General features: G+C 61.1%; 16 protein-coding genes. 1 reads left to right on the forward strand and 15 read right to left on the reverse strand.

The window, feature by feature from the left end:
- Positions 1-58: 58 nt before the first annotated feature.
- Positions 59-3,556 carry a DNA polymerase III subunit alpha gene (dnaE, locus tag GGI60_RS08600; protein ID WP_183914811.1) on the reverse strand — a complete coding sequence of 1,166 codons (3,498 nt, stop codon included), beginning with the start codon at positions 3,554-3,556 and terminating at the stop codon, positions 59-61.
- Between the two features lie 476 nt (positions 3,557-4,032).
- Between dnaE and GGI60_RS08605 the strand changes: the two genes are divergently transcribed.
- Entirely contained in the window at positions 4,033-4,497 is a 465-nt protein-coding gene (locus GGI60_RS08605) for a DUF5680 domain-containing protein (RefSeq protein WP_183914813.1), read from the forward strand.
- Positions 4,498-4,590: 93 nt separating this feature from the next.
- Here the strand turns inward: GGI60_RS08605 and GGI60_RS08610 are convergent, their stop codons facing one another.
- The 14 genes from GGI60_RS08610 to nuoH form a co-directional block, all read right to left on the reverse strand.
- Positions 4,591-5,274: an ABC transporter ATP-binding protein gene (locus GGI60_RS08610; RefSeq protein WP_097581582.1), complete on the reverse strand. Its 684-nt coding sequence runs from the start codon at positions 5,272-5,274 to the stop codon at positions 4,591-4,593.
- Between the two features lie 14 nt (positions 5,275-5,288).
- Positions 5,289-6,593 carry a lipoprotein-releasing ABC transporter permease subunit gene (locus GGI60_RS08615; protein WP_183914814.1) on the reverse strand — a complete coding sequence of 435 codons (1,305 nt, stop codon included), beginning with the start codon at positions 6,591-6,593 and terminating at the stop codon, positions 5,289-5,291.
- 15 nt (positions 6,594-6,608) lie between these two features.
- Positions 6,609-7,931, reverse strand: a complete 1,323-nt coding sequence (gene proS / locus GGI60_RS08620) for a proline--tRNA ligase (protein ID WP_183914817.1) — start codon at positions 7,929-7,931, stop codon at positions 6,609-6,611.
- A 590-nt stretch (positions 7,932-8,521) separates the two neighbouring features.
- Positions 8,522-8,797 (reverse strand): DUF1467 family protein, encoded by a 276-nt coding sequence (locus GGI60_RS08625; protein WP_183914819.1) that lies wholly within the window; start codon positions 8,795-8,797, stop codon positions 8,522-8,524.
- 161 nt (positions 8,798-8,958) lie between these two features.
- A complete protein-coding gene (gene mce, locus GGI60_RS08630; protein ID WP_183914821.1) occupies positions 8,959-9,363 on the reverse strand; it encodes a methylmalonyl-CoA epimerase in 405 nt (134 codons plus the stop codon).
- A gap of 2 nt (positions 9,364-9,365) precedes the next feature.
- A complete protein-coding gene (locus tag GGI60_RS08635; RefSeq protein WP_183914823.1) occupies positions 9,366-11,036 on the reverse strand; it encodes a ribonuclease J in 1,671 nt (556 codons plus the stop codon).
- 17 nt (positions 11,037-11,053) lie between these two features.
- Positions 11,054-11,818 (reverse strand): biotin--[acetyl-CoA-carboxylase] ligase, encoded by a 765-nt coding sequence (locus tag GGI60_RS08640; RefSeq protein ID WP_183914825.1) that lies wholly within the window; start codon positions 11,816-11,818, stop codon positions 11,054-11,056.
- Entirely contained in the window at positions 11,818-13,263 is a 1,446-nt protein-coding gene (gene nuoN, locus GGI60_RS08645) for an NADH-quinone oxidoreductase subunit NuoN (protein WP_183914827.1), read from the reverse strand. Before nuoN ends, GGI60_RS08640 begins: the two co-directional genes overlap by 1 nt.
- A gap of 18 nt (positions 13,264-13,281) precedes the next feature.
- Entirely contained in the window at positions 13,282-14,793 is a 1,512-nt protein-coding gene (locus GGI60_RS08650; RefSeq protein WP_183914830.1) for an NADH-quinone oxidoreductase subunit M, read from the reverse strand.
- Positions 14,793-16,793, reverse strand: coding sequence for an NADH-quinone oxidoreductase subunit L (nuoL, locus tag GGI60_RS08655; RefSeq protein WP_183914832.1), 2,001 nt, complete (start codon positions 16,791-16,793; stop codon positions 14,793-14,795). The genes GGI60_RS08650 and nuoL overlap by 1 nt, the downstream gene beginning before the upstream one ends.
- Before the next feature lie 7 nt (positions 16,794-16,800).
- Positions 16,801-17,109, reverse strand: coding sequence for an NADH-quinone oxidoreductase subunit NuoK (gene nuoK / locus GGI60_RS08660; protein WP_012483438.1), 309 nt, complete (start codon positions 17,107-17,109; stop codon positions 16,801-16,803).
- 23 nt (positions 17,110-17,132) lie between these two features.
- The gene (locus GGI60_RS08665; protein WP_183914834.1) at positions 17,133-17,747 is read right to left on the reverse strand and encodes an NADH-quinone oxidoreductase subunit J; all 615 of its coding nucleotides are present in this window, start codon (positions 17,745-17,747) and stop codon (positions 17,133-17,135) included.
- 139 nt (positions 17,748-17,886) lie between these two features.
- The gene (gene nuoI / locus GGI60_RS08670) at positions 17,887-18,378 is read right to left on the reverse strand and encodes an NADH-quinone oxidoreductase subunit NuoI (RefSeq protein ID WP_003573902.1); all 492 of its coding nucleotides are present in this window, start codon (positions 18,376-18,378) and stop codon (positions 17,887-17,889) included.
- Between the two features lie 40 nt (positions 18,379-18,418).
- On the reverse strand, positions 18,419-19,462 hold the full coding sequence (gene nuoH / locus GGI60_RS08675) for an NADH-quinone oxidoreductase subunit NuoH (RefSeq protein WP_020921009.1): 1,044 nt from the start codon (positions 19,460-19,462) through the stop codon (positions 18,419-18,421).
- Positions 19,463-19,468: the final 6 nt, after the last annotated feature.

The following is a 19,468-nucleotide window of genomic DNA, read 5'->3' on the forward strand; positions in this document are numbered from 1 at the left end:
CGGCGATCCACTTCGCCGCTGGCGATCTACCTCGCCCCCCGGGGCGATCGCGTCGCTATCACACAAGCTCGACGTCGACGACGCCGGGGGCAGCGCGAAGAGCGGCGGCGATCTCCGGGGTGATGCGGTATTTCTCCGGCAGCGCCACTTCAACCTCACGCTTGCCCTCTTCCTTGATGACGATGAAGGAAACCAGGCCGTCGCCCTTGGCGTTCAGGTGGCCGGCAACCATTTTCAGCGGCCCGGAATCGCGGACATAGACCCGCAGCGCCTTCTGCATCTGCAGCGACTTTTCCTCCAGCGACTGGATCGTCTGGATGCGCAGACCGATGCCCTCTGGCCGCTCCTCGCCGGTCGCGGTCAGCAGGAAGGATTTTCCGGACTCCAACATGTCGCGGTATTGGTTCAGCATTTCCGAAAACAGCACGGCCTCGAACTGGCCCGACGAATCCGAAAAAACGATGATGCCCATCTTGTTGCCGGTGCGGGTCTTGCGCTCCTGCTTGGAGATGACGGTGCCGGCAAGTCGCGCATTGGATGCGCCCTGTTTGATCGCTGCGGAAAATTCGGCAAAGGTCTGCACCCGCATCTTCTGCAGGATATTGCTGTAGGAATCGAGCGGGTGGGCGGTCAGATAGAAACCCAGCACCTGGAATTCCTTGAGCAGCCGCTCCGAGGCAAGCCAGGGAGAAAACGGCGGCAGGGCAATCTTCTCGGGCCCCGAGGTCAGGGTGCTGCCGAAAATATCCGACTGACCGCTCAACTTGTTCTCTTGGGCGCGCTGGGCGTAACCAAGGATACGATCTAGCCCGGCCGAAAGCTGGGCGCGATCCATACCGAAACAATCGAAGGCACCGGCAAAGATCAGGCTTTCCAGCACGCGGCGGTTGACCTGGCGCGGATCGATGCGCAGGCAGAAATCCTCGATGCCGGCAAAGGGCTTGTCGCCGCGCACCTCGACGATATGGTCGACGGCGGATTCGCCGACGCCCTTGAGAGCGGCGAGCGCATAATAGATGCGGTTGTCGCCGGTTTCGAACTGGCGGAAGGAGGTCTGCACCGACGGGGCGATCACCTCGATGCCGAGGCGCTTGGCGTCTTGGCGGAAGTCGTTGACCTTTTCGGTGTTGGACATGTCGAGCGTCATCGAGGCGGCAAGGAATTCGACCGGATAATGCGCCTTCATATAGGCCGTCTGGTAGGAGACGATGGCGTAGGCGGCGGCATGCGACTTGTTGAAGCCGTAATTGGCGAACTTCGCCAGCAGTTCGAAAATATTGTCGGCTTGCGGCTTCGAGACGCCGTTCTTGATGGCGCCATCGACGAAGCGTTCGCGCTGCTGGTCCATCTCGGCCTTGATCTTCTTACCCATGGCGCGGCGCAAAAGATCGGCCTCTCCGAGCGAATAACCGGACAGGACCTGGGCGATCTGCATCACCTGTTCCTGATAGACGATGACCCCTTGGGTTTCCTTGAGCAGGTGGTCGATCATCGGATGGATCGATTCCAGCTCTTCGTCACCGTGCTTGCGAGCGTTGTAGGTCGGGATGTTCTCCATCGGACCCGGACGATAGAGCGCCACCAGCGCGATGATGTCCTCGATGCAGTCCGGCCTCATGCCGATCAGCGCCTTGCGCATGCCGGCACTTTCCACCTGGAACACGCCGACCGTCTCGCCGCGTGACAGCATCTCGTAGGTCTTCTTGTCGTCCAGGGGAATGGCCGCAAGGTCGACACTGATGCCGCGCTTGGCGACGAAATCGACGGCGACCTTCAGGACGGTCAGCGTCTTCAGGCCGAGGAAGTCGAATTTGACCAGGCCCGCCTGCTCCACCCATTTCATGTTGAACTGGGTGACCGGCATGTCGGAGCGCGGATCGCGATACATCGGCACCAGCTTGGACAGCGGTCGGTCGCCGATGACGATACCGGCGGCATGGGTCGAGGCATGGCGGTAAAGCCCCTCGATCTTCTGAGCGATATCGAGCAGGCGCGCAACCACCGGCTCCTTGGCCGCCTCCTCCTGCAGCTTCGGCTCCTCCTCGATCGCCTTGGAGAGCGGCGTCGGATTGGCCGGATTGTTCGGCACGAGTTTGCAGATCTTGTCGACCTGGCCGTAGGGCATCTCCAGCACGCGGCCGACGTCGCGCAGTGCTGCGCGCGCCTGCAGCGAACCGAAGGTGATGATCTGGGCCACCTGTTCGCGGCCGTACTTGGCCTGGACGTATCGGATCACCTCTTCGCGGCGGTCCTGGCAGAAGTCGATGTCGAAGTCCGGCATCGAGACGCGTTCCGGATTGAGGAAGCGCTCGAACAGCAGCGAAAACCGCAAGGGATCGACGTCGGTGATCGTCAGTGCGTAGGCGACCAGCGAACCGGCGCCCGAACCGCGGCCGGGACCAACCGGAATGTCATGCTGCTTGGCCCATTTGATGAAGTCGGCAACGATCAGGAAGTAGCCGGGAAAGCGCATGCGTTCGATGACGCTGAGCTCGAATTCCAGTCGCTCGCGATAATCCTTTTCCTCGTAACCCGGCGACATGCCGAGGGTCGAAAGCCGCATGTCCAGCCCTTCGACCGCCTGGCGGCGCAATTCACCCGCCTCGGCGCGTTCGGCTTCCTCGGGGTCGTCGGTCGCACCCGTGAAGCGCGGCAGGATCGGTTTGCGCGTCTTCAATACGAAGGAGCAGCGCTTGGCGATCTCGATCGTGTTCTCCAGCGCTTCCGGCAGGTCGGCAAAGAGCTTGGCCATCTCGGCGCGGCTCTTCAGATAATGATCCGGCGTCAGACGAAAGCGGCTGTCGTCGGAGACGATGGCATTATGAGCAACCGCCATCAGCGCATCATGGGCGTCGTAATCGTCGCGCGTGGGAAAAAAGGCTTCGTTAGTGGCGACCAGCGGCAGGTCGTGGGCATAAGCGAGCCCGACGATCTTCTGCTCATGCCGTTTGTCGTAGGTGCCATGACGCTGCAGTTCGACATAGAGCCGGTCGCCGAAGAGACGCTTCAGCATGAGCAGCCGCGCTTCGGCCTGAGCGGGATGGCCATCCCTGATCGCCCCGTCGACCGGCCCTGTCAGGGCGCCGGTCAAGGCGATAAGCCCTTCCGTGCCCGCCTCCTCCAGCCAGGAGGTTCGGACATGGACGGCCTGATTGCCTTCACCGCCGAGATAGGCGCGGCTGATGAGGTCGACCAGCCTTTCGTATCCGGCCTCCGTCGCTGCGAGAAGAACGATCGACGGCAGCTTGACCAATGCCTGCTGGCCGCCGCGTTTCTCGGTCTCCAGCCCGTCTTCCATGTCGATCGAGACTTGGCAGCCGATGATCGGCTGCAGACCGTCGTCCATTGCCTTCTGCGAGAATTCGAGGGCGACGAACAGATTGTTGGTGTCGGTAATCGCGATAGCCGGCTGATTGTCTGCGGTCGCCTTGTAGAGAATCTTCTTCAGCGGCAGCGCGCCTTCGAGAAGCGAATAGGCGGAATGGACTCTCAGGTGAATGAAGCCCGGCGTGTCGCCGATCGCCTCACCCGTCGAAGCCTTTACCGTATCCGCCATGACATGCCTTCCCAATCACCGATTGAATCAGATGCATTGTCGGGTATGGAGGGCGATGATGTCCAGAAGAAGTCCCGGGTTCGAACCGCATGCTGACCATGCAGTCCCCTGAAAACTTTAGATCGCGATGACGATGAGCGAGAAGCTGGCAACGAACATTGCGATGGAGGTGAATGCTGCGATATCACGGATCATGTCAGTCATTTGGCTCTCCTTTACTCGTTATGTTTTCAATTTGTTCGATCTATGTTCCGATGTCAACAGGAATCTTTTCCTTCTTGCTTGCGTTTGAAAAACGCCCCGGCGACGCAACGATTCGGCGATGAGCTTGAGATGCCGAGCCGCGGCCTCGCAAGCCCGCCGTGCCGCAAAGGACGTAGACACACCCCGCCGATGACAAAAGCACCGCGCATTTGTTCTATTTATGTTCTGCGCATCCTGCTATATCACAACTGACGAGTCAGGCGGAGTACCCTATGCCCGAGACTGCGATGCTGAACGAATTCGTCGTCGAAGCCAAAGCTGCCAGCTATGTCGGCGGCGGCGTGCCGCGCCCGCCCTGCCGTCCGGGGTCTCACGATATCGGCTACGAGCGCGGCGACTGGCGCTATCTCGACAGCTACTTCGGCGGCACCGATTTCGCCGGACAGGAGGTGGTGTGGTTTGCCGACGAGCCGATCTGGGCGATGAATTATTTCGGCTGGGTCATTGCTCCCGATCTCATCGATGCCAGCGCAGCGGGAACAGTGATCAAGGCGGCGCTGTCTGCCCTGTACCGGCAGGGCCGCTTTCTCGGCGGAATTGAATTCGACCATCCGTTCGGCCGATATGTCGATCGCAGCGAAGGCGGCTGTGAACGATTCAGCGGTCATGAATGCATCATGGTCGACGGACGGAAGGCTTACGCGTTCGACTATCGCGGCGGGCTGATCATCCCATGACGGAGCCGGAGGCGGTCGATTCGAATCTGCCGCCAGACGCGTCATCTCGTCGTATTTATCCCGGAACCGATGCGCACGTCCGGGCGACATCGATCAGAAATCGACGACCTTGCCGTCGGAGATCGTCACGCGCCGATCCATGCGGCGGGCGAGTTCGTGGTTGTGCGTGGCGATAAGGGCGGCGAGGCCGGACTGGCGCACCAGGGCCTCCAGCGCGTCGAAGACGTAGCTTGCTGTTTCCGGGTCGAGATTACCGGTCGGCTCGTCGGCGAGAAGCAGGGTCGGTGCATTGGCGACGGCGCGGGCGATCGCAACGCGCTGCTGCTCGCCACCCGATAGTTCGGCCGGGCGGTGCGAGCCGCGATGGCCAATGCGCATATAGTCGAGTAGCTGGCCGGCCCGCTCTCCGGCTTCCTTCCAGGACAGGCCGGCGATCAGCTGCGGCATCATGATGTTTTCGAGCGCGGAAAATTCCGGCAGCAGGTGATGGAACTGATAGACGAAGCCGATCTCGCGGCGCCGGATCGCCGTGCGCTTCTCATCGCTCAGCCCGTCGCAGGCATGTCCGTTGATGGTGACTTCGCCGCCGTCGGGATGCTCGAGCAGACCGGCGACATGCAGCAGCGTCGACTTGCCCGTGCCGGAGGGCGCAACAAGGGCGACGATCTCGCCTTTCGACAGCGAGAAATCCGCTCCCTTTAGGATCGAGAGCAGCGTATCGCCCTGCCCGTAATGGCGCTCGACGCCGGTAAGCTTGAGGACGACGTTGCGATTCATGAATGCGGCATTCCTTATTCGTAGCGCAGGGCCTGCACCGGATCGAGCCTGGAGGCGCGCCATGCCGGGAACATGGTGGCGATGAAGGAGAGGCTGAGCGCCATGACCACGACCGAAATCGTTTCGCTGAGATCCATCTCGGCCGGCAGCTGGCTGAGGAAATAGACCTGCGGGTTGAAGATCACGGTGCCTGATATCCAGGAGAAGAACTGGCGGATGGATTCGATGTTGACGCAGACGAGGACGCCGAGCAGCACGCCGGCGATTGTTCCGACGATACCGATCGCCGCCCCGGTCATGAAGAATATGCGCATGATGGCGCCGGCGCTGGCGCCCATCGTGCGCAGAATGGCGATATCGCTGCCCTTGTCCTTCACCAGCATGATGAGGCCGGAGATAATGTTCAGCGCCGCGACAAGCACGATCAGCGTCAGGATCATGAACATGACGTTGCGCTCGACCTGCAGCGCCGAGAAGAAGGTCTGGTTGCGCTGGCGCCAGTCGGTAAGGTTGATCTGGCGGCCGGCCGCCTCTTCCACCTTCGGCCGCAGAGCGTCGATATCGTCGGGATGATCGACGAAGAGCTCGATCGACTGCACCAGCCCCGCCGCATTGAAATAGAGCTGCGCTTCCTCGAGCGGCATGAAGATGATCGAGGAATCATATTCCGACATGCCGATCTCGAACAGCCCGGAGATCTTGTAGGATTTGACGCGCGGGTTGACGCCCATCGGCGTGACGTCACCTTCCGGCGAGGTCAGCGTGATGAGGTCGCCGACGCGCAGACCCAGTTGGTCGGCCATGCGGGTGCCGATCAGCACGCCCTCGCCGGAAGCATAGCCCACCATGTCGCCGGATTTGATGTTGTCGGAGATCGTCTTGAGCTTGGTCAGGTCTTCGGCGCGGGCGCCGCGCACCAGGGCGCCGGTGCTTCCGCCGGCCTGGGCGGAAGCCAGCACCTGACCTTCCACCAAAGGCAGCGCCATCTTGACGCCGGGCACGGCGGCAAGCCTGCCGGCAAGGTCGGGATAATCGGTGAAGGGGCCATCGACCGGCTGGACGATCATGTGGCCGTTGATGCCGAGGATGCGCGAGACGAGCTCGGTGCGGAAGCCGTTCATGACGGCCATGACGATGATCAGCGTCGCGACGCCGAGCATGATGCCGACGAAGGAGAAGCCGGCGATGACCGAGATAAACGCTTCCTTGCGTCGGGCGCGCAGATAGCGCCAGGCCACGAGGCGTTCGAAGGTGGAAAATGGCTTGCCAGCCGGACCCAAGCCGGATGTTGAACTCCGGTCCACTGCTGCCTCTGCCATTTCGCCTCCGTTTCCTTAAGCCACGAACCTGTTGATCGCCGCTTCGATGGTCATCGTTTCGCGGGCGCCGGTCTTGCGGTCCTTCACTTCGACCTCGCCGTTCGCGACCGCGCGCGGGCCGGCGATGATCTGGACGGGCACGCCGATCAGGTCGGCGGTTGCGAATTTCGTGCCGGCCCGGTCGTCGGTGTCGTCGTAGAGCACATCCTTGCCGGCCTTGGTGAGCGCGGCATAGATCAGCTCGCAAGTATCGTCGCAGGCCTGATCGCCCGCCTTCATGTTGATCACCACGATATCGAAGGGCGCGACCGAAGCCGGCCAGATGATTCCGTTGTCGTCATGCGATGCTTCGATGATGGCGGGAACAAGGCGTGTCGGGCCGATACCGTAGGAACCCATGTGAACGAAGTGTTCCTTGCCGTCAGGCCCCTGCACTTTCGCGCCCATCGGTTCGGAATATTTCGTGCCGAAATAGAAGATGTGACCGACCTCGATGCCGCGCGCCGAAAGACGCTCGCCTTCCGGAACGGCGTTGAAAGCCGTCTCGTCGTGCATTTCCGAGGTCGCCGCATAGAGCGAGGTCCACTTGTTGAAGATCGCCTTCAAACCCTCGACGCTGTCGAAATCGGTGCTCTCACCAGGAATATCGAAGCCGACGAAGTCCTTGTGGCAGAAGACCTCGGATTCACCGGTATCGGCGAGGATGATGAATTCATGGCTGAGATTGCCGCCGATCGGGCCGGTGTCGGCACGCATCGGAATGGCGCGCAGGCCGAGCCGATCGAAGGTTCTGAGATAGGCGGCGAACATCTTGTTATAGGAATGCTCCGCCCCCTCGCGCGTCAGATCGAAGGAATAGGCATCCTTCATCATGAACTCGCGCGAGCGCATGGTGCCGAAGCGCGGACGGATCTCGTCGCGGAACTTCAGCTGGATGTGATAGAGATTGAGCGGCAGGTTCTTGTAGGATTTGACGGAGGAACGGAAGATATCCGTCACCATCTCCTCGTTGGTCGGACCGTAGAGCATCGGCCGATCCTGACGGTCCTTGATGCGCAGCATCTCCTTGCCGTAGGCGTCGTAACGGCCGCTTTCCTGCCAGAGTTCGGCCGACTGCAGGGTCGGCATCGAAAGCTCGATGGCGCCGGCACGGTTCTGCTCCTCGCGAATAATGGCGTTAACCTTGTCGAGAACGCGCTTGCCGAGCGGCAGCCAGGAATAGATGCCCTGCGACTGCTGGCGGATCATGCCGGCGCGCAGCATCAACCGGTGGGAGACGATTTCCGCCTCCTTGGGGTTTTCCTTGAGGATGGGCATGAAATAGCGGGACAGACGCATGGCGGATTCCGGAGCAGTTGAGATCCCGCGGAGAAACGGAATCGACGGTACATTGGTAATGTGGGAGCGTTCATAGCCGCTTCGCGGCGGGAAGGAAACCCGCAACTGCCGTCGGCCGCCTCCCGGATACGCATGTTCACGCCGGCAAAATGAAAGGGTGTGAAAAAGCGCGTGTTTATAAGGACTTGAACGAAAATCTTGTCAACAGAAATATTTTGCTAGAGTGTAGCAAAAATGCAAAAAAAGCTAATGACAAAGCCCAATGTTTGAGCTAGCTTTAGCTCACAAAACAGGCAGGAAGCTAAATTCTTGCCGAATTCGCGGTCAAGTCTTGGGAGGATCAGATCTTAGGCGCGCTCGTCGCAGCCCCGGCAACGGTTACAGATCACGCGATACTTAAAACAAGGCTTTCAGCCTTGTTTTTTTTTGGCTTTTGCCTCCCATCCCAACCAGAAACGAGATCGCCTTCCGTAAGGAAATGCGCCCTCATTCCGTTAGGCGAGCTCTTTGCCGCAACAGCATGACGCCGATATGACGAAATCGACTTTTTGTGAATTTTACATCTGCTCAAACTTTGAGCAAAAGCTACCTCAATAGAAGCTAGGCCCTAGTTGTGGAAGGGCGTCGAAGCCCCAGCCGAAATAGGTGTCGCAGACATACCAGAGGCCGTAGATCAGAGCCGAGATCAGCGTCGTCAGCGAAAAGACGAAGCCGGCGCGAAAGCGGGTGGGCGCGCTGGGAACGGTGCCGAGCACGATATCATCGTCTTCCGCCTGGGTGCGCAGGCCGATCGGCAGGACGGCGAAAAGCGTCATCCACCATACGATGAAGTAGACGGCAAATCCCTGAAGGAAGATCTGAAGCATTATGGTTCCCGTGATGTCGCGCCGCCATGTGGCGAAGGCGTCCTCTCACTTTCAATTGCGCGCCTTTATACGGCGGAATGGCGGTCAATTCAAAGCGAACGAAACATTTTGCCGCCTTCGGGTCACTCTGCCGCAGCGCAAGCGCTTCACATGAATTCGGTTCAGGCCTGTTCAAGCTCGATCAGCGTGCCGAAGAAATCCTTGGGGTGCAGAAAGAGCACCGGCTTGCCGTGCGCGCCGGTCTTCGGCTGGCCATCGCCCAGCACCCGCGCCCCCGCCTCGACCAGCCGGTCGCGGGCGAGGATGATATCGTCCACTTCATAACAGATGTGGTGCATACCGCCGGACGGGTTCTTGTCGAGGAAGGCTGCAACCGGTGAGGCTTCCCCCAGCGGCTCAAGCAATTCGACCTTGGTGTTCGGCAATTCGACGAAGACGACGGTGACGCCGTGTTCCGGCAGCGCCTGCGGCTGCGACACGGCAGCGCCCAGCGTGTCGCGATACGCAGCCGCCGCCGCCTTCAGGTCGGGGACGGCGATGGCAATATGGTTCACCCGGCCGAGCATGATCAAACCTTGGTGACGAAGGCGGTAACGACGGGTTTCTTGCCCCAGCTCTGGTTCGCAGCGGCGCGGATGGCGCGGCGCACGGCCTCTTGCAGCATGTCGATATCCTTGCGGCGGGCGCGCGGAATGCTTTCGATGGCGCTGATCGCCGCGTCGAAGAGCGTGTCCTCCATCTCATCGCCCTCGTCGTCATAGACCGGCAGGCCGATCGAGACGAGATCGGGATCGCCGACAATATCATAACGGGCGTCGAGCACGACGCTGACCGCGACATGGCCGACATAGGAGAGCTTCTTGCGCTCGCCGATCCCCATCTCGTCGAAATCGCCGATCAGCATGCCGTCCTTGTAGATGCGGCCGTGCGGCGCTTCGCCGATCACCTCGACCGGACCTGGCGCCAGCCGCAAGATATCGCCGTTGCGCACCCGCGGGACGATCGCGATGCCGGATTGCTCGGCAAGCTCCTTGTGCGCCGTCAGATGCGTCGCCTCGCCATGCACCGGCACGACGACCTTCGGCCGAGTCCACTCGTACATCCGCTGCAGCTCGTTGCGGCGCGGATGGCCGGACACGTGGACCAGGGCTTCAGTATCGGTGATGATGTGCACGCCCTGCTCGACGAGGCCGTTCTTGATGTCCTGGATCGCCTTCTCGTTACCGGGAATGGCGCGAGAGGAAAAGACGACGATATCGCCCGCCGCGAAGGCCACATTGCGCATTTCGTCGCGGGAAAGCTTGGCAAGCGCTGCCCGCGCCTCGCCCTGGCTGCCGGTCAGGATGACGACGACCTTGTCGCGGGGGATGTAGCCGTATTCTTCCTCGGAGATGAAGGGCTTCACGCCTTCCATCAGGCCGATATCCTGGGCGACGTCGACGACCCGCTTCAGCGAGCTGCCGAGCAACAGCACTTCGCGGCCCGCCGCCTCGGCAGCTTCGGCAACGGTGCGAATGCGCCCGACATTCGATGAGAAGGTGGTGATCGCCACCCGGCCTTCGGCATCCTCGATGATCTTGCGCAGGCTTTCGGACACATCCTTCTCGGACGGCGAAACACCGTCACGCAAGGCATTGGTGGAATCGCACATCAGCGCCAGCACGCCCTCGTCGCCCAACTGGCGAAAGCGCGTCTCATCGGTCAGCGGCCCGAGCGAGGGCTCGTGGTCGATCTTCCAGTCGCCGGTGTGGATGACATTGCCGGCAGGCGTGCGGATCATCAGCGACATCGGCTCGGGGATCGAGTGATTGACGGCCACACCTTCGATGCTGAACGGGCCGACATTGATCGTGTCGCCCGCCTTGAACGGCGTCACCGGCACCTCGCCGATCCTCGCCTTCTCGAAATTGCGTTTGGCTTCGAGCAGACCCGCGGTAAAGCCCGAGGCATAGACCGGCACGTTGAGCCCGGGCCAGAGATCGGCGAGCGCGCCATAATGATCTTCATGGGCATGGGTGATGATGATCGCCCTGAGGTTTTTGCGTTCGCTGGCGAGGAAGCGGATGTCGGGCAGGACCAGGTCGACGCCCGGCAGATCCGGGCCGGGAAAGGTGACGCCGCAATCGACCATGATCCACTGGCGATGCTCGGGCGGGCCGTAGCCATAGAGAGCGAGATTCATGCCGATCTCGCCAACGCCGCCCAGAGGCAGGAATACCAACTCGTCCTGTTTCGCCATAATTTTCGTTTTTTCCGCTATCCAAAAAACACATCACCGGCGGCAATGGGCATAATCCTGCCAGCGCCGGTATCGAGCATCAACAAGCCATTATCATCAATTCCGGCGAATTGGCCGGAAATCGATCGGTCCGGTAAATTCACCGTGATCTTTTCGCCGATGCCACAGGCGATGGTGCGCCAGCGCGCCGTGATCTCGGCAATGCCGCAACCCTGGTCCCATTGATCGAGCACATCCGCCATCGCCGCGAAGAGATGGGCGAAGAGCTCCTCCGGCGAAGCCGCGCTTGCATGCTGACGCAGACAGGTGACGGGATAGAGCGGATTATCAGGCATGACCGAGACATTGATGCCGATGCCGACGATCAGCGCGTAGCGGCCGTCAGGCAACTGCTCGCCCTCGACGAGGATGCCGCAGGTCTTCTTCCGGCCGATGAGGATATCGTTCGGCCATTTGACCTCGAGCGGTTCGGCGCCCGGCGGCAGCACCTGGCGGATCGCCTGGTGCACGGCGACGGCAACCGCCAGCGGCAGCGAGCCGAGGCGCTCCATGGGCGCCGGGTCGATCAATAGAAGGGAAGCGTAAAGATTGCCGCGTTCGGACACCCAGAGGCGGCCGCGGCGGCCGCGGCCGCCGGTCTGCCTCTCGGCCGTCACCCAGAGATTTCCGGGATCGCCCGCCCGCGCCCGGGCGAGGCATTCGCTATTGGTGGACGATGTTTCCGACAGCGCCTCGTGCCTGAAATCGCCGAGCGATATCCGGCGCCGTCTGTCGGAAACCATTAGAAGAGTGTCGCGGCGGCAAGCTCTGCCGCACCGCCGATCGGCCCGCCGATGAGCACATAGGCGGTGACGAAGAGACCGGAAAGACCGAAGACCAGACGCAGGGCGCCGGAGACCCGGGCGAATTCGCCGGTCGCCTCATCGAACCACATCAGCTTGATGACGCGCAAATAATAATAGGCGCCGACGACCGAGGCGAGAACGCCGATGATGGCAAGCGCATAAAGCTTGGCTTCGATCGCCGCAACGAAGACGAAGTACTTGGCGAAGAAACCGGCGAGCGGCGGAATGCCGGCGAGCGAGAACATGAGCGCTGTCAGCACCACGGCCATGAACGGGTTGGTCGCGGAAAGGCCGGCGAGATCATTGACGTCTTCGACGACGGTGCCGTCCTTGCGGCGCATCGACATGATGATTGCAAAGCTGCCGAGGGTCATGACCATGTAGATGACCATGTAAAGCATGACGCCGGAAACGCCGGTCTGGTTGCCGGCGGCAAGGCCGACCAGCGCATAGCCCATATGGCCGATCGAGGAGTAGGCCATCAGCCGCTTGATGTTCTTCTGGCCGATCGCCGCAAACGAGCCGAGCAGCATCGAAGCGATCGAGATGAACACGACGACCTGCTGCCAGTCCGCCAGAACCGGCTGGAAGGCGGTGATGACGATGCGGGTCATCATCGCCATCGCGGCAACCTTCGGGGCCGCGGCCAGGAAGGCGGTGACCGGCGTCGGCGCGCCCTCATAAACATCCGGCGTCCACATATGGAAAGGAACGGCCGAGATCTTGAAGGCGATGCCGGCGAGGATGAAGACCAGGCCAAAGACGAGGCCGAGCGACCGCGCGCCCTCCACGGACAGGGCCTGGGCGATCTCGGAGAAGTGGGTGTGGCCGGTGAAGCCATAGACCAGCGACATGCCGTAGAGCAGCATGCCGGAGGAAAGCGCGCCGAGGACGAAATATTTCAGGCCGGCTTCCGTCGACTTCAGGCTGTCGCGGTTGATCGCGGCGACGACATAGAGCGCCAGCGACTGCAGCTCCAGCGCCAGATAGAGCGAAATCAGGTCGTTGGCCGAGATCATCAGCAGGATGCCGAGGGTCGCGAGCACCAGCAGAACCGGGAACTCGAACTTGTCGAGCTGATTTTCCCTAGCGTGGCCCATCGTCATGAACAGGGCGACCAGCGAGCCGATGAGCGCCACCAGTTTCATGAAGCGGGAGAAGCCGTCGGCCATGTAGACGCCGCCATAGGCAAGGCCTTCGGCCGGCACGAAGAGCAGCCAGACGCCGGAAGCCAGCAGCAGCACGATGGCGAGGCCGGTGACGACGAGGCCCGACCGCTCGCCTGAGAAGACGCCGACCATCAACAGGAACAGGGCGCCGACCGCTAGGATCAGTTCCGGCGCGGAAAGATGCAGACTGAGGAGGATTGTTTCAGCGGTCATGTCCGATAAGTCCCGTCATCAATTCATAGACAGCGCAACATTCTGCGCTGCGTGCACGGCGGCCGTGTAGTTATTGACCAGCAGATCCACCGAGGCGGCCGTGGCATCGAAGACCGGAGCCGGGTAAACGCCGAAGAAGATGGTCAGTGCGACCAGCGGGTAGAGGATCAGCTGTTCGCGGGGCGAAAGGTCGAGCAGCGCCTTCAGCTTTTCCTTCTCCAGCGCGCCGAAGATCACGCGGCGATAGAGCCAAAGCGCATAGGCGGCCGAGAGAATGACGCCGGTGGCGGCAAAGAGCGCGACCCAGGTATTGACCCGGAAGACGCCGATCAGCGTCAGGAACTCACCGACAAAGCCCGAGGTGCCGGGAAGCCCGACATTGGCCATGGTGAAGACCATCATGGCGACGGCATATTTCGGCATGTTGTTGACGAGACCGCCATAGGCATTGATCTCGCGCGTATGGGTGCGGTCGTAGACGACGCCGACGCAGAGGAAGAGCGCGCCCGAGACGATCCCGTGCGACAGCATCTGGAAGATCGAACCCTGAACGCCCTGCGTGTTGGCGGCGAAGATGCCCATGGTCACGTAGCCCATGTGCGCCACCGAGGAATAGGCGATCAGCTTCTTGATGTCGTCCTGCATCATCGCCACCAGCGAGGTGTAGATGATGGCGATGACGGACATGGCGAAGACAAGCGGCGCGAAATAATCGGACGCCACCGGGAACATGCCGAGCGAGAAGCGGATGAGACCGTAGCCGCCGAGCTTCAGCAGGACGCCGGCCAGGATCACCGAGCCAGCCGTCGGCGCCTGAACGTGGGCATCGGGAAGCCAGGTATGGACCGGCCACATCGGCATCTTCACCGCGAAGGAGGCGAAGAAGGCAAGCCATAGCCAGGTCTGCAGCGCCGGCGGGAACTTGTAGGCGAGCAGCGCGGTGATATCCGTCGTTCCGGCCTGCCAGTACATCGCCATGATGGCGAGCAGCATCAGCACCGAGCCGAGCAACGTATAGAGGAAGAACTTGTAGCTCGCATAGACGCGATCCTTGCCGCCCCAGACGCCGATGATCAGGAACATCGGAATGAGGCCCGCCTCGAAGAAGACGTAGAACAGCACGATATCGAGCGAGACGAAGACGCCGACCATCATCGTTTCCAGGACGAGGAAGGCGATCATGTATTCCTTCAGGCGCTTCTCGATCGAGAGCCAGCTCGCCAGCACGCAGAAGGGCATGAGGAAGGTCGACAGGATGACGAACAGCATCGAGATGCCGTCGACGCCGACATGGTAACCGATGCCGGTACCGAGCCAGTCGTGCTTTTCGAGCATCTGGAAGCCCGGATTGGCGTTGTCGAAGCCGACCCAGATGACGAGGGAAACGAGGAAGGTGAAGACGGTGGTGATCAGCGAGATCCACAGCACGTTCTTGCGGCCGCTCTCGCTCTCGCCGTTCATCAGCAGCAGGAGCACCACGCCGACGAGCGGCAGGAAGGTGACCGTTGAAAGAATAGGCCAATCGGTCATCAGAAGGAACTCCCGAGCATCATCCAGGTAACGAGCGCCGCAATGCCGATCAGCATGGCGAAGGCGTAGTGATAGAGGTAACCGGTCTGCAGGCGGACGACGCGGTCGGTGACGGCGACGACGCGGGCGGCCACGCCGTTCGGGCCGTAGGTGTCGATGACGCCAACGTCACCCTTCTTCCACAGGAAGCGGCCAAGCGCTCTGGCGGTGCGGACGAAGAGGAAGTCGTAGAGCTCGTCGAAGTACCACTTGTTCAAGAGGAACTGGTAGAGAACCCGGTGCTGCTTGGCGAGGACGCGCGGCGTCTCCGGCGAGCGGATATACATGTACCAGGCGGTGACAAAGCCGAGCACCATGGCGATGAAGGGGCTCAGAGCCACGAGCGCCGGCACGTGGTGGAACTCTTCGACGAGTTCGTTCTCGGCGCCGGTGAAAAGCGCACCCTTCCAGAACTCGGCATACTCCTCGCCGTAGAACCGGCCTTCGAAGAGCACACCCGCCAGCACCGCGCCGATCGCCAGCAGATAGAGCGGCACCAGCATGACCTGCGGCGATTCGTGAACGTGGTGCATGACCTCGTGCGAAGCGCGCGGCTTGCCGAAGAAGGTCATGAAGATCAGGCGCCAGGAATAGAAGCTGGTGAAGAGCGCGGCGATGACCAGCAGCGAGAAGGCAAAGCCTGCGACCGGCGAGTGCGAAGCATAGGTCGCCTCGATGATCACATCCTTGGAGAAGAAGCCGGCAAAGCCGATCGGCGTGAAGGGAATGCCGACGCCGGTGATCGCCAGGGTGCCGATGATCATCAGCCAGAAGGTCACCTTGATGTGCGGCCGCAGGCCGCCCATGTAGCGCATGTCCTGCTCGCCATCGACGGCGTGGATGACCGAGCCGGCGCAGAGGAAGAGCAGTGCCTTGAAGAAGGCATGCGTGAACAGATGGAAGATCGCCGCGCCATAGGCCCCTACCCCGAGCGCCACGAACATGTAGCCGAGCTGCGAGCAGGTGGAATAGGCGATGACGCGCTTGATGTCGTTCTGCACGAGGCCGACAGTCGCCGCGAAGAAGGCGGTGATCGCGCCGATCACGGTGACGACGGTCAGTGCATCCGGCGACAGTTCGAAAAGCGGCGACATGCGGGCGACAAGGAAGACGCCGGCGGTGACCATGGTGGCGGCGTGGATGAGGGCCGAGACCGGGGTCGGGCCTTCCATGGCGTCCGGTAGCCAGGTGTGCAGCAGGAACTGCGCCGACTTGCCCATGGCGCCCATGAAGAGCAGCAGGCAAATGCCGGTCAGCGCATGCGCCTTGTCGAGCTGCATGCCGAAGAGGTTGAGGATGACTTCGCTCGCCTCGCCGCCGCCTTCATGCGGGGCGAAATTCGAGGCATTGGCGAAGATCGTGTCGAGATTGATTGCGCCGAACAGCACGAAGACACCGGCAATGCCGAGCACGAAGCCGAAGTCGCCGACGCGGTTGACGATGAAGGCCTTCATCGCCGCGGCCGTTGCCGAGGGCTTCTTGAACCAGAAGCCGATCAGCAGATAAGAGGCAAGACCGACGCCTTCCCAGCCGAAGAACATCTGCGCCAGGTTGTCGGCCGTCACCAGCATCAGCATGGCGAAGGTGAAGAGCGAGAGATAGGCGAAGAAACGCGGGCGATGCGGATCGGTATGCATGTAACCGATCGAATAGACGTGCACCAGCATCGAGACCGTGTTGACGACGATCAGCATGACCGAGGTCAGCGTATCCACCCGCAGCGACCAGGAGGCATCGATGCCGCCGGACTGAATCCAGCGCAGCACCTCGACCTTGATCGGGCCGCCTTCGGCGTGGCCCATGCCAACGGTGAAGAAGACGTACCAGGAGAGGATGGCGGCGATGATCATCAGGCCGCTGGTGACATATTCCGAAGCCTTGGCGCCGATGGCGCGGCCGAATAGGCCGGCGACGATCGCACCGATCAAGGGAAGAAAGACGATAGCCTTATAGAGGAACATGAGCCACTCAGCCCTTCATCATATTGACGTCTTCGACCGCGATCGAGCCGCGGTTGCGGTAGAAGACAACGAGAATTGCAAGACCGATCGCCGCCTCGGCAGCCGCCACCGTCAGGATGAACAGCGCAAAGACCTGTCCGACGATGTCGTTCAGGAAGTGGGAGAAGGCGACCATGTTGATGTTGACGGAAAGCAGGATCAGTTCGACCGACATCAGGATGACGATGACGTTCTTCCGGTTCAGGAAGATGCCGAAGACGCCGAGCGTGAAGAGGATGGCGCTGACCGTCAGGTAATGGGAAAGACCGATGACCATGTTCTTTGTTCCTTGACCTGCCTTTAGACGCCCTGCCCGGGCTTGACCGAAACCACCTCGACGGCAGTGGCGGGCGTGCGGGCAACCTGCCTGGGGATATTCTGCCGCTTGATGTTGGTGCGGTGCCGAAGCGTCAGGACGATGGCGCCGATCATGGCGACCAGCAGCACCAGGCCGGCGATCTCGAAGAAGTAGACATAATTGGTGTAGAGCACGTCACCGAGAGCGGCCGTATTGGTGCGCTCCGTCAGCGCCGGGATCGGCATGGCGACAGTCTTGGCGATCTCAGGCGAGATGACGCTGCCGCCGATGACGACGATCAGCTCGGCTGCGAGAATGATCCCGATCAGCCCGCCGATCGGCGCATATTCGAGAACCCCTGCCCTGAGCTCGGTGAAGTCGATATCGAGCATCATCACCACGAAGAGGAAGAGCACGGCGACGGCGCCGACATAGACGACAAGCAGGATCATCGCCAGGAATTCGGCGCCGAGCAGCAGGAAGAGGCCGGCCGCGTTGAAGAACACCAGGATCAGGAACAGAACCGAGTGAACCGGGTTCTTCGCCCAGATGACCATGAACGCCGACGCCACCGCGACAAAGGCGAAAAGATAGAAAAATAGAGCCTGCAGACCCATGTTGGTGCCTTTTTCATCTTCCCCCGGGCAGCCGGGAGTTTTTCTGCCCGATAGAGCATTGCGGCTGACCGGCAAAGCTCCTGTGCATATTGACCGCTAGAGGAGCAGCAGAGCTCCATCGCGGCATTTCAAAACCCAATCAGCGGTACGGCGAATCGATCGCGATATTGCGGGCGATTTCGCGCTCCCACCGGTCTCCGTTATCGAGAAGGCGCGCCTTGTCGAAATAGAGCTCTTCGCGGGTTTCCGTCGCAAATTCGAAATTCGGACCCTCGACGATCGCGTCAACAGGGCAGGCTTCCTGGCAGAAGCCGCAATAGATGCACTTCACCATGTCGATGTCGTAGCGTACGGTGCGGCGCGTGCCGTCGTTGCGGCGCGGACCCGCCTCGATGGTGATGGCCTGGGCAGGACAGATCGCCTCGCAGAGCTTGCAGGCGATGCAGCGCTCTTCGCCGTTCGGATAACGGCGCAGCGCATGTTCGCCGCGGAAACGCGGGGAGACCGGACCCTTTTCGAAGGGATAGTTGATCGTCGCCTTCTGGCGGAAGAAATAGCGCATCGACAGAAAGAACGCGCCGAAGAATTCCTTGAGGAACAGCGAGTTGATGGAGCTGGACAAGCTTCCCATCTTCAACCTCCAATTTTGCCGGAAACGAGAGCGGGCGTCATCAAGCCCATCCCATCAGCTTCAGCACGAATGCAACGATGATGACCATGGCGAGCGACAGCGGCAGGAAAACTTTCCAGCCGAGGCGCATGAGCTGGTCGTAGCGGTAGCGCGGAACGAAGGCCTTGACCATCGCGAACATGAAGAACACCAGGCATGCCTTGAGGGTGAACCAGATGATGCCGGGAACCCAGTTGAGGATCCAGATATCGACCGGAGGCAGCCAGCCGCCGAGGAAGAGGATCGTGGTCAACGCGCACATCAGGCAGACGGCCGCATATTCGCCGAGCATGAACATCATGTATGGCGAAGAGCCGTATTCGACCATGAAGCCGGCAACCAGTTCCGATTCGGCTTCCGGAAGGTCGAAGGGCGGACGGTTGGTCTCGGCGAGCGCCGAAATGAAGAAGACGATGAACATCGGGAACAGCGACAGCCAATGCCAGTCGAGGAACGAGGCAGGCAGGCCGAGCATGGTGCCGAGGCCGGTATGCTGTGCATTGACGATGTCGGTCAGGTTCAGCGAACCGACGCAGAGCAGCACGGTGACGATGACGAAGCCGATCGAGACTTCGTAGGACACCATCTGCGCCGCCGAGCGCAGCGCACCGAGGAACGGATACTTCGAGTTCGAAGCCCAGCCGCCCATGATGATGCCGTAAACCTCGAGCGAAGAGATCGCGAAAATATAGAGGATGCCGACATTGATGTTGGCGATTACCCATCCGTCGGCGAGCGGCACCACCGCCCAGGTGGACAGCGCCAGAAGAACCGTCACTAGCGGGGCAAGCAGGAAGACCGCCTTGTTGGCGCCGGCTGGAATGATCGGCTCCTTGAAGACGAATTTCAGAAGGTCGGCGAAGGACTGGAACAGGCCGAAGGGACCGACGACGTTCGGGCCGCGGCGCAGCTGCACGGCCGCCCAGATCTTACGGTCGGCAAGCAGCACGTAAGCAATGAAGACGAGCAGGCAGACAAGAAGCAGCAGCGATTGCCCGATCATGATGATCGCCGGCAAGACATAGGTCGAAAAGAAAGAATCCATGGTCCC

The sequence above is a fragment of the Rhizobium lentis genome (assembly GCF_014200175.1).
Lineage (GTDB): Bacteria > Pseudomonadota > Alphaproteobacteria > Rhizobiales > Rhizobiaceae > Rhizobium > Rhizobium mulingense.

Excerpts from the sequence above, each read along its gene's own strand:
- dnaE (WP_183914811.1), bottom strand. The coding sequence starts at position 3,556 with ATGGCGGATACGGTAAAGGCTTCGACGGGTGAGGCGATCGGCGACACG.
- GGI60_RS08605 (WP_183914813.1), top strand. The coding sequence starts at position 4,033 with ATGCCCGAGACTGCGATGCTGAACGAATTCGTCGTCGAAGCCAAAGCT.
- GGI60_RS08610 (WP_097581582.1), bottom strand. The coding sequence starts at position 5,274 with ATGAATCGCAACGTCGTCCTCAAGCTTACCGGCGTCGAGCGCCATTAC.
- GGI60_RS08615 (WP_183914814.1), bottom strand. The coding sequence starts at position 6,593 with ATGGCAGAGGCAGCAGTGGACCGGAGTTCAACATCCGGCTTGGGTCCG.
- proS (WP_183914817.1), bottom strand. The coding sequence starts at position 7,931 with ATGCGTCTGTCCCGCTATTTCATGCCCATCCTCAAGGAAAACCCCAAG.
- GGI60_RS08625 (WP_183914819.1), bottom strand. The coding sequence starts at position 8,797 with ATGCTTCAGATCTTCCTTCAGGGATTTGCCGTCTACTTCATCGTATGG.
- mce (WP_183914821.1), bottom strand. The coding sequence starts at position 9,363 with ATGCTCGGCCGGGTGAACCATATTGCCATCGCCGTCCCCGACCTGAAG.
- GGI60_RS08635 (WP_183914823.1), bottom strand. The coding sequence starts at position 11,036 with ATGGCGAAACAGGACGAGTTGGTATTCCTGCCTCTGGGCGGCGTTGGC.
- GGI60_RS08640 (WP_183914825.1), bottom strand. The coding sequence starts at position 11,818 with ATGGTTTCCGACAGACGGCGCCGGATATCGCTCGGCGATTTCAGGCAC.
- nuoN (WP_183914827.1), bottom strand. The coding sequence starts at position 13,263 with ATGACCGCTGAAACAATCCTCCTCAGTCTGCATCTTTCCGCGCCGGAA.
- GGI60_RS08650 (WP_183914830.1), bottom strand. The coding sequence starts at position 14,793 with ATGACCGATTGGCCTATTCTTTCAACGGTCACCTTCCTGCCGCTCGTC.
- nuoL (WP_183914832.1), bottom strand. The coding sequence starts at position 16,793 with ATGTTCCTCTATAAGGCTATCGTCTTTCTTCCCTTGATCGGTGCGATC.
- nuoK (WP_012483438.1), bottom strand. The coding sequence starts at position 17,109 with ATGGTCATCGGTCTTTCCCATTACCTGACGGTCAGCGCCATCCTCTTC.
- GGI60_RS08665 (WP_183914834.1), bottom strand. The coding sequence starts at position 17,747 with ATGGGTCTGCAGGCTCTATTTTTCTATCTTTTCGCCTTTGTCGCGGTG.
- nuoI (WP_003573902.1), bottom strand. The coding sequence starts at position 18,378 with ATGGGAAGCTTGTCCAGCTCCATCAACTCGCTGTTCCTCAAGGAATTC.
- nuoH (WP_020921009.1), bottom strand. The coding sequence starts at position 19,462 with ATGGATTCTTTCTTTTCGACCTATGTCTTGCCGGCGATCATCATGATC.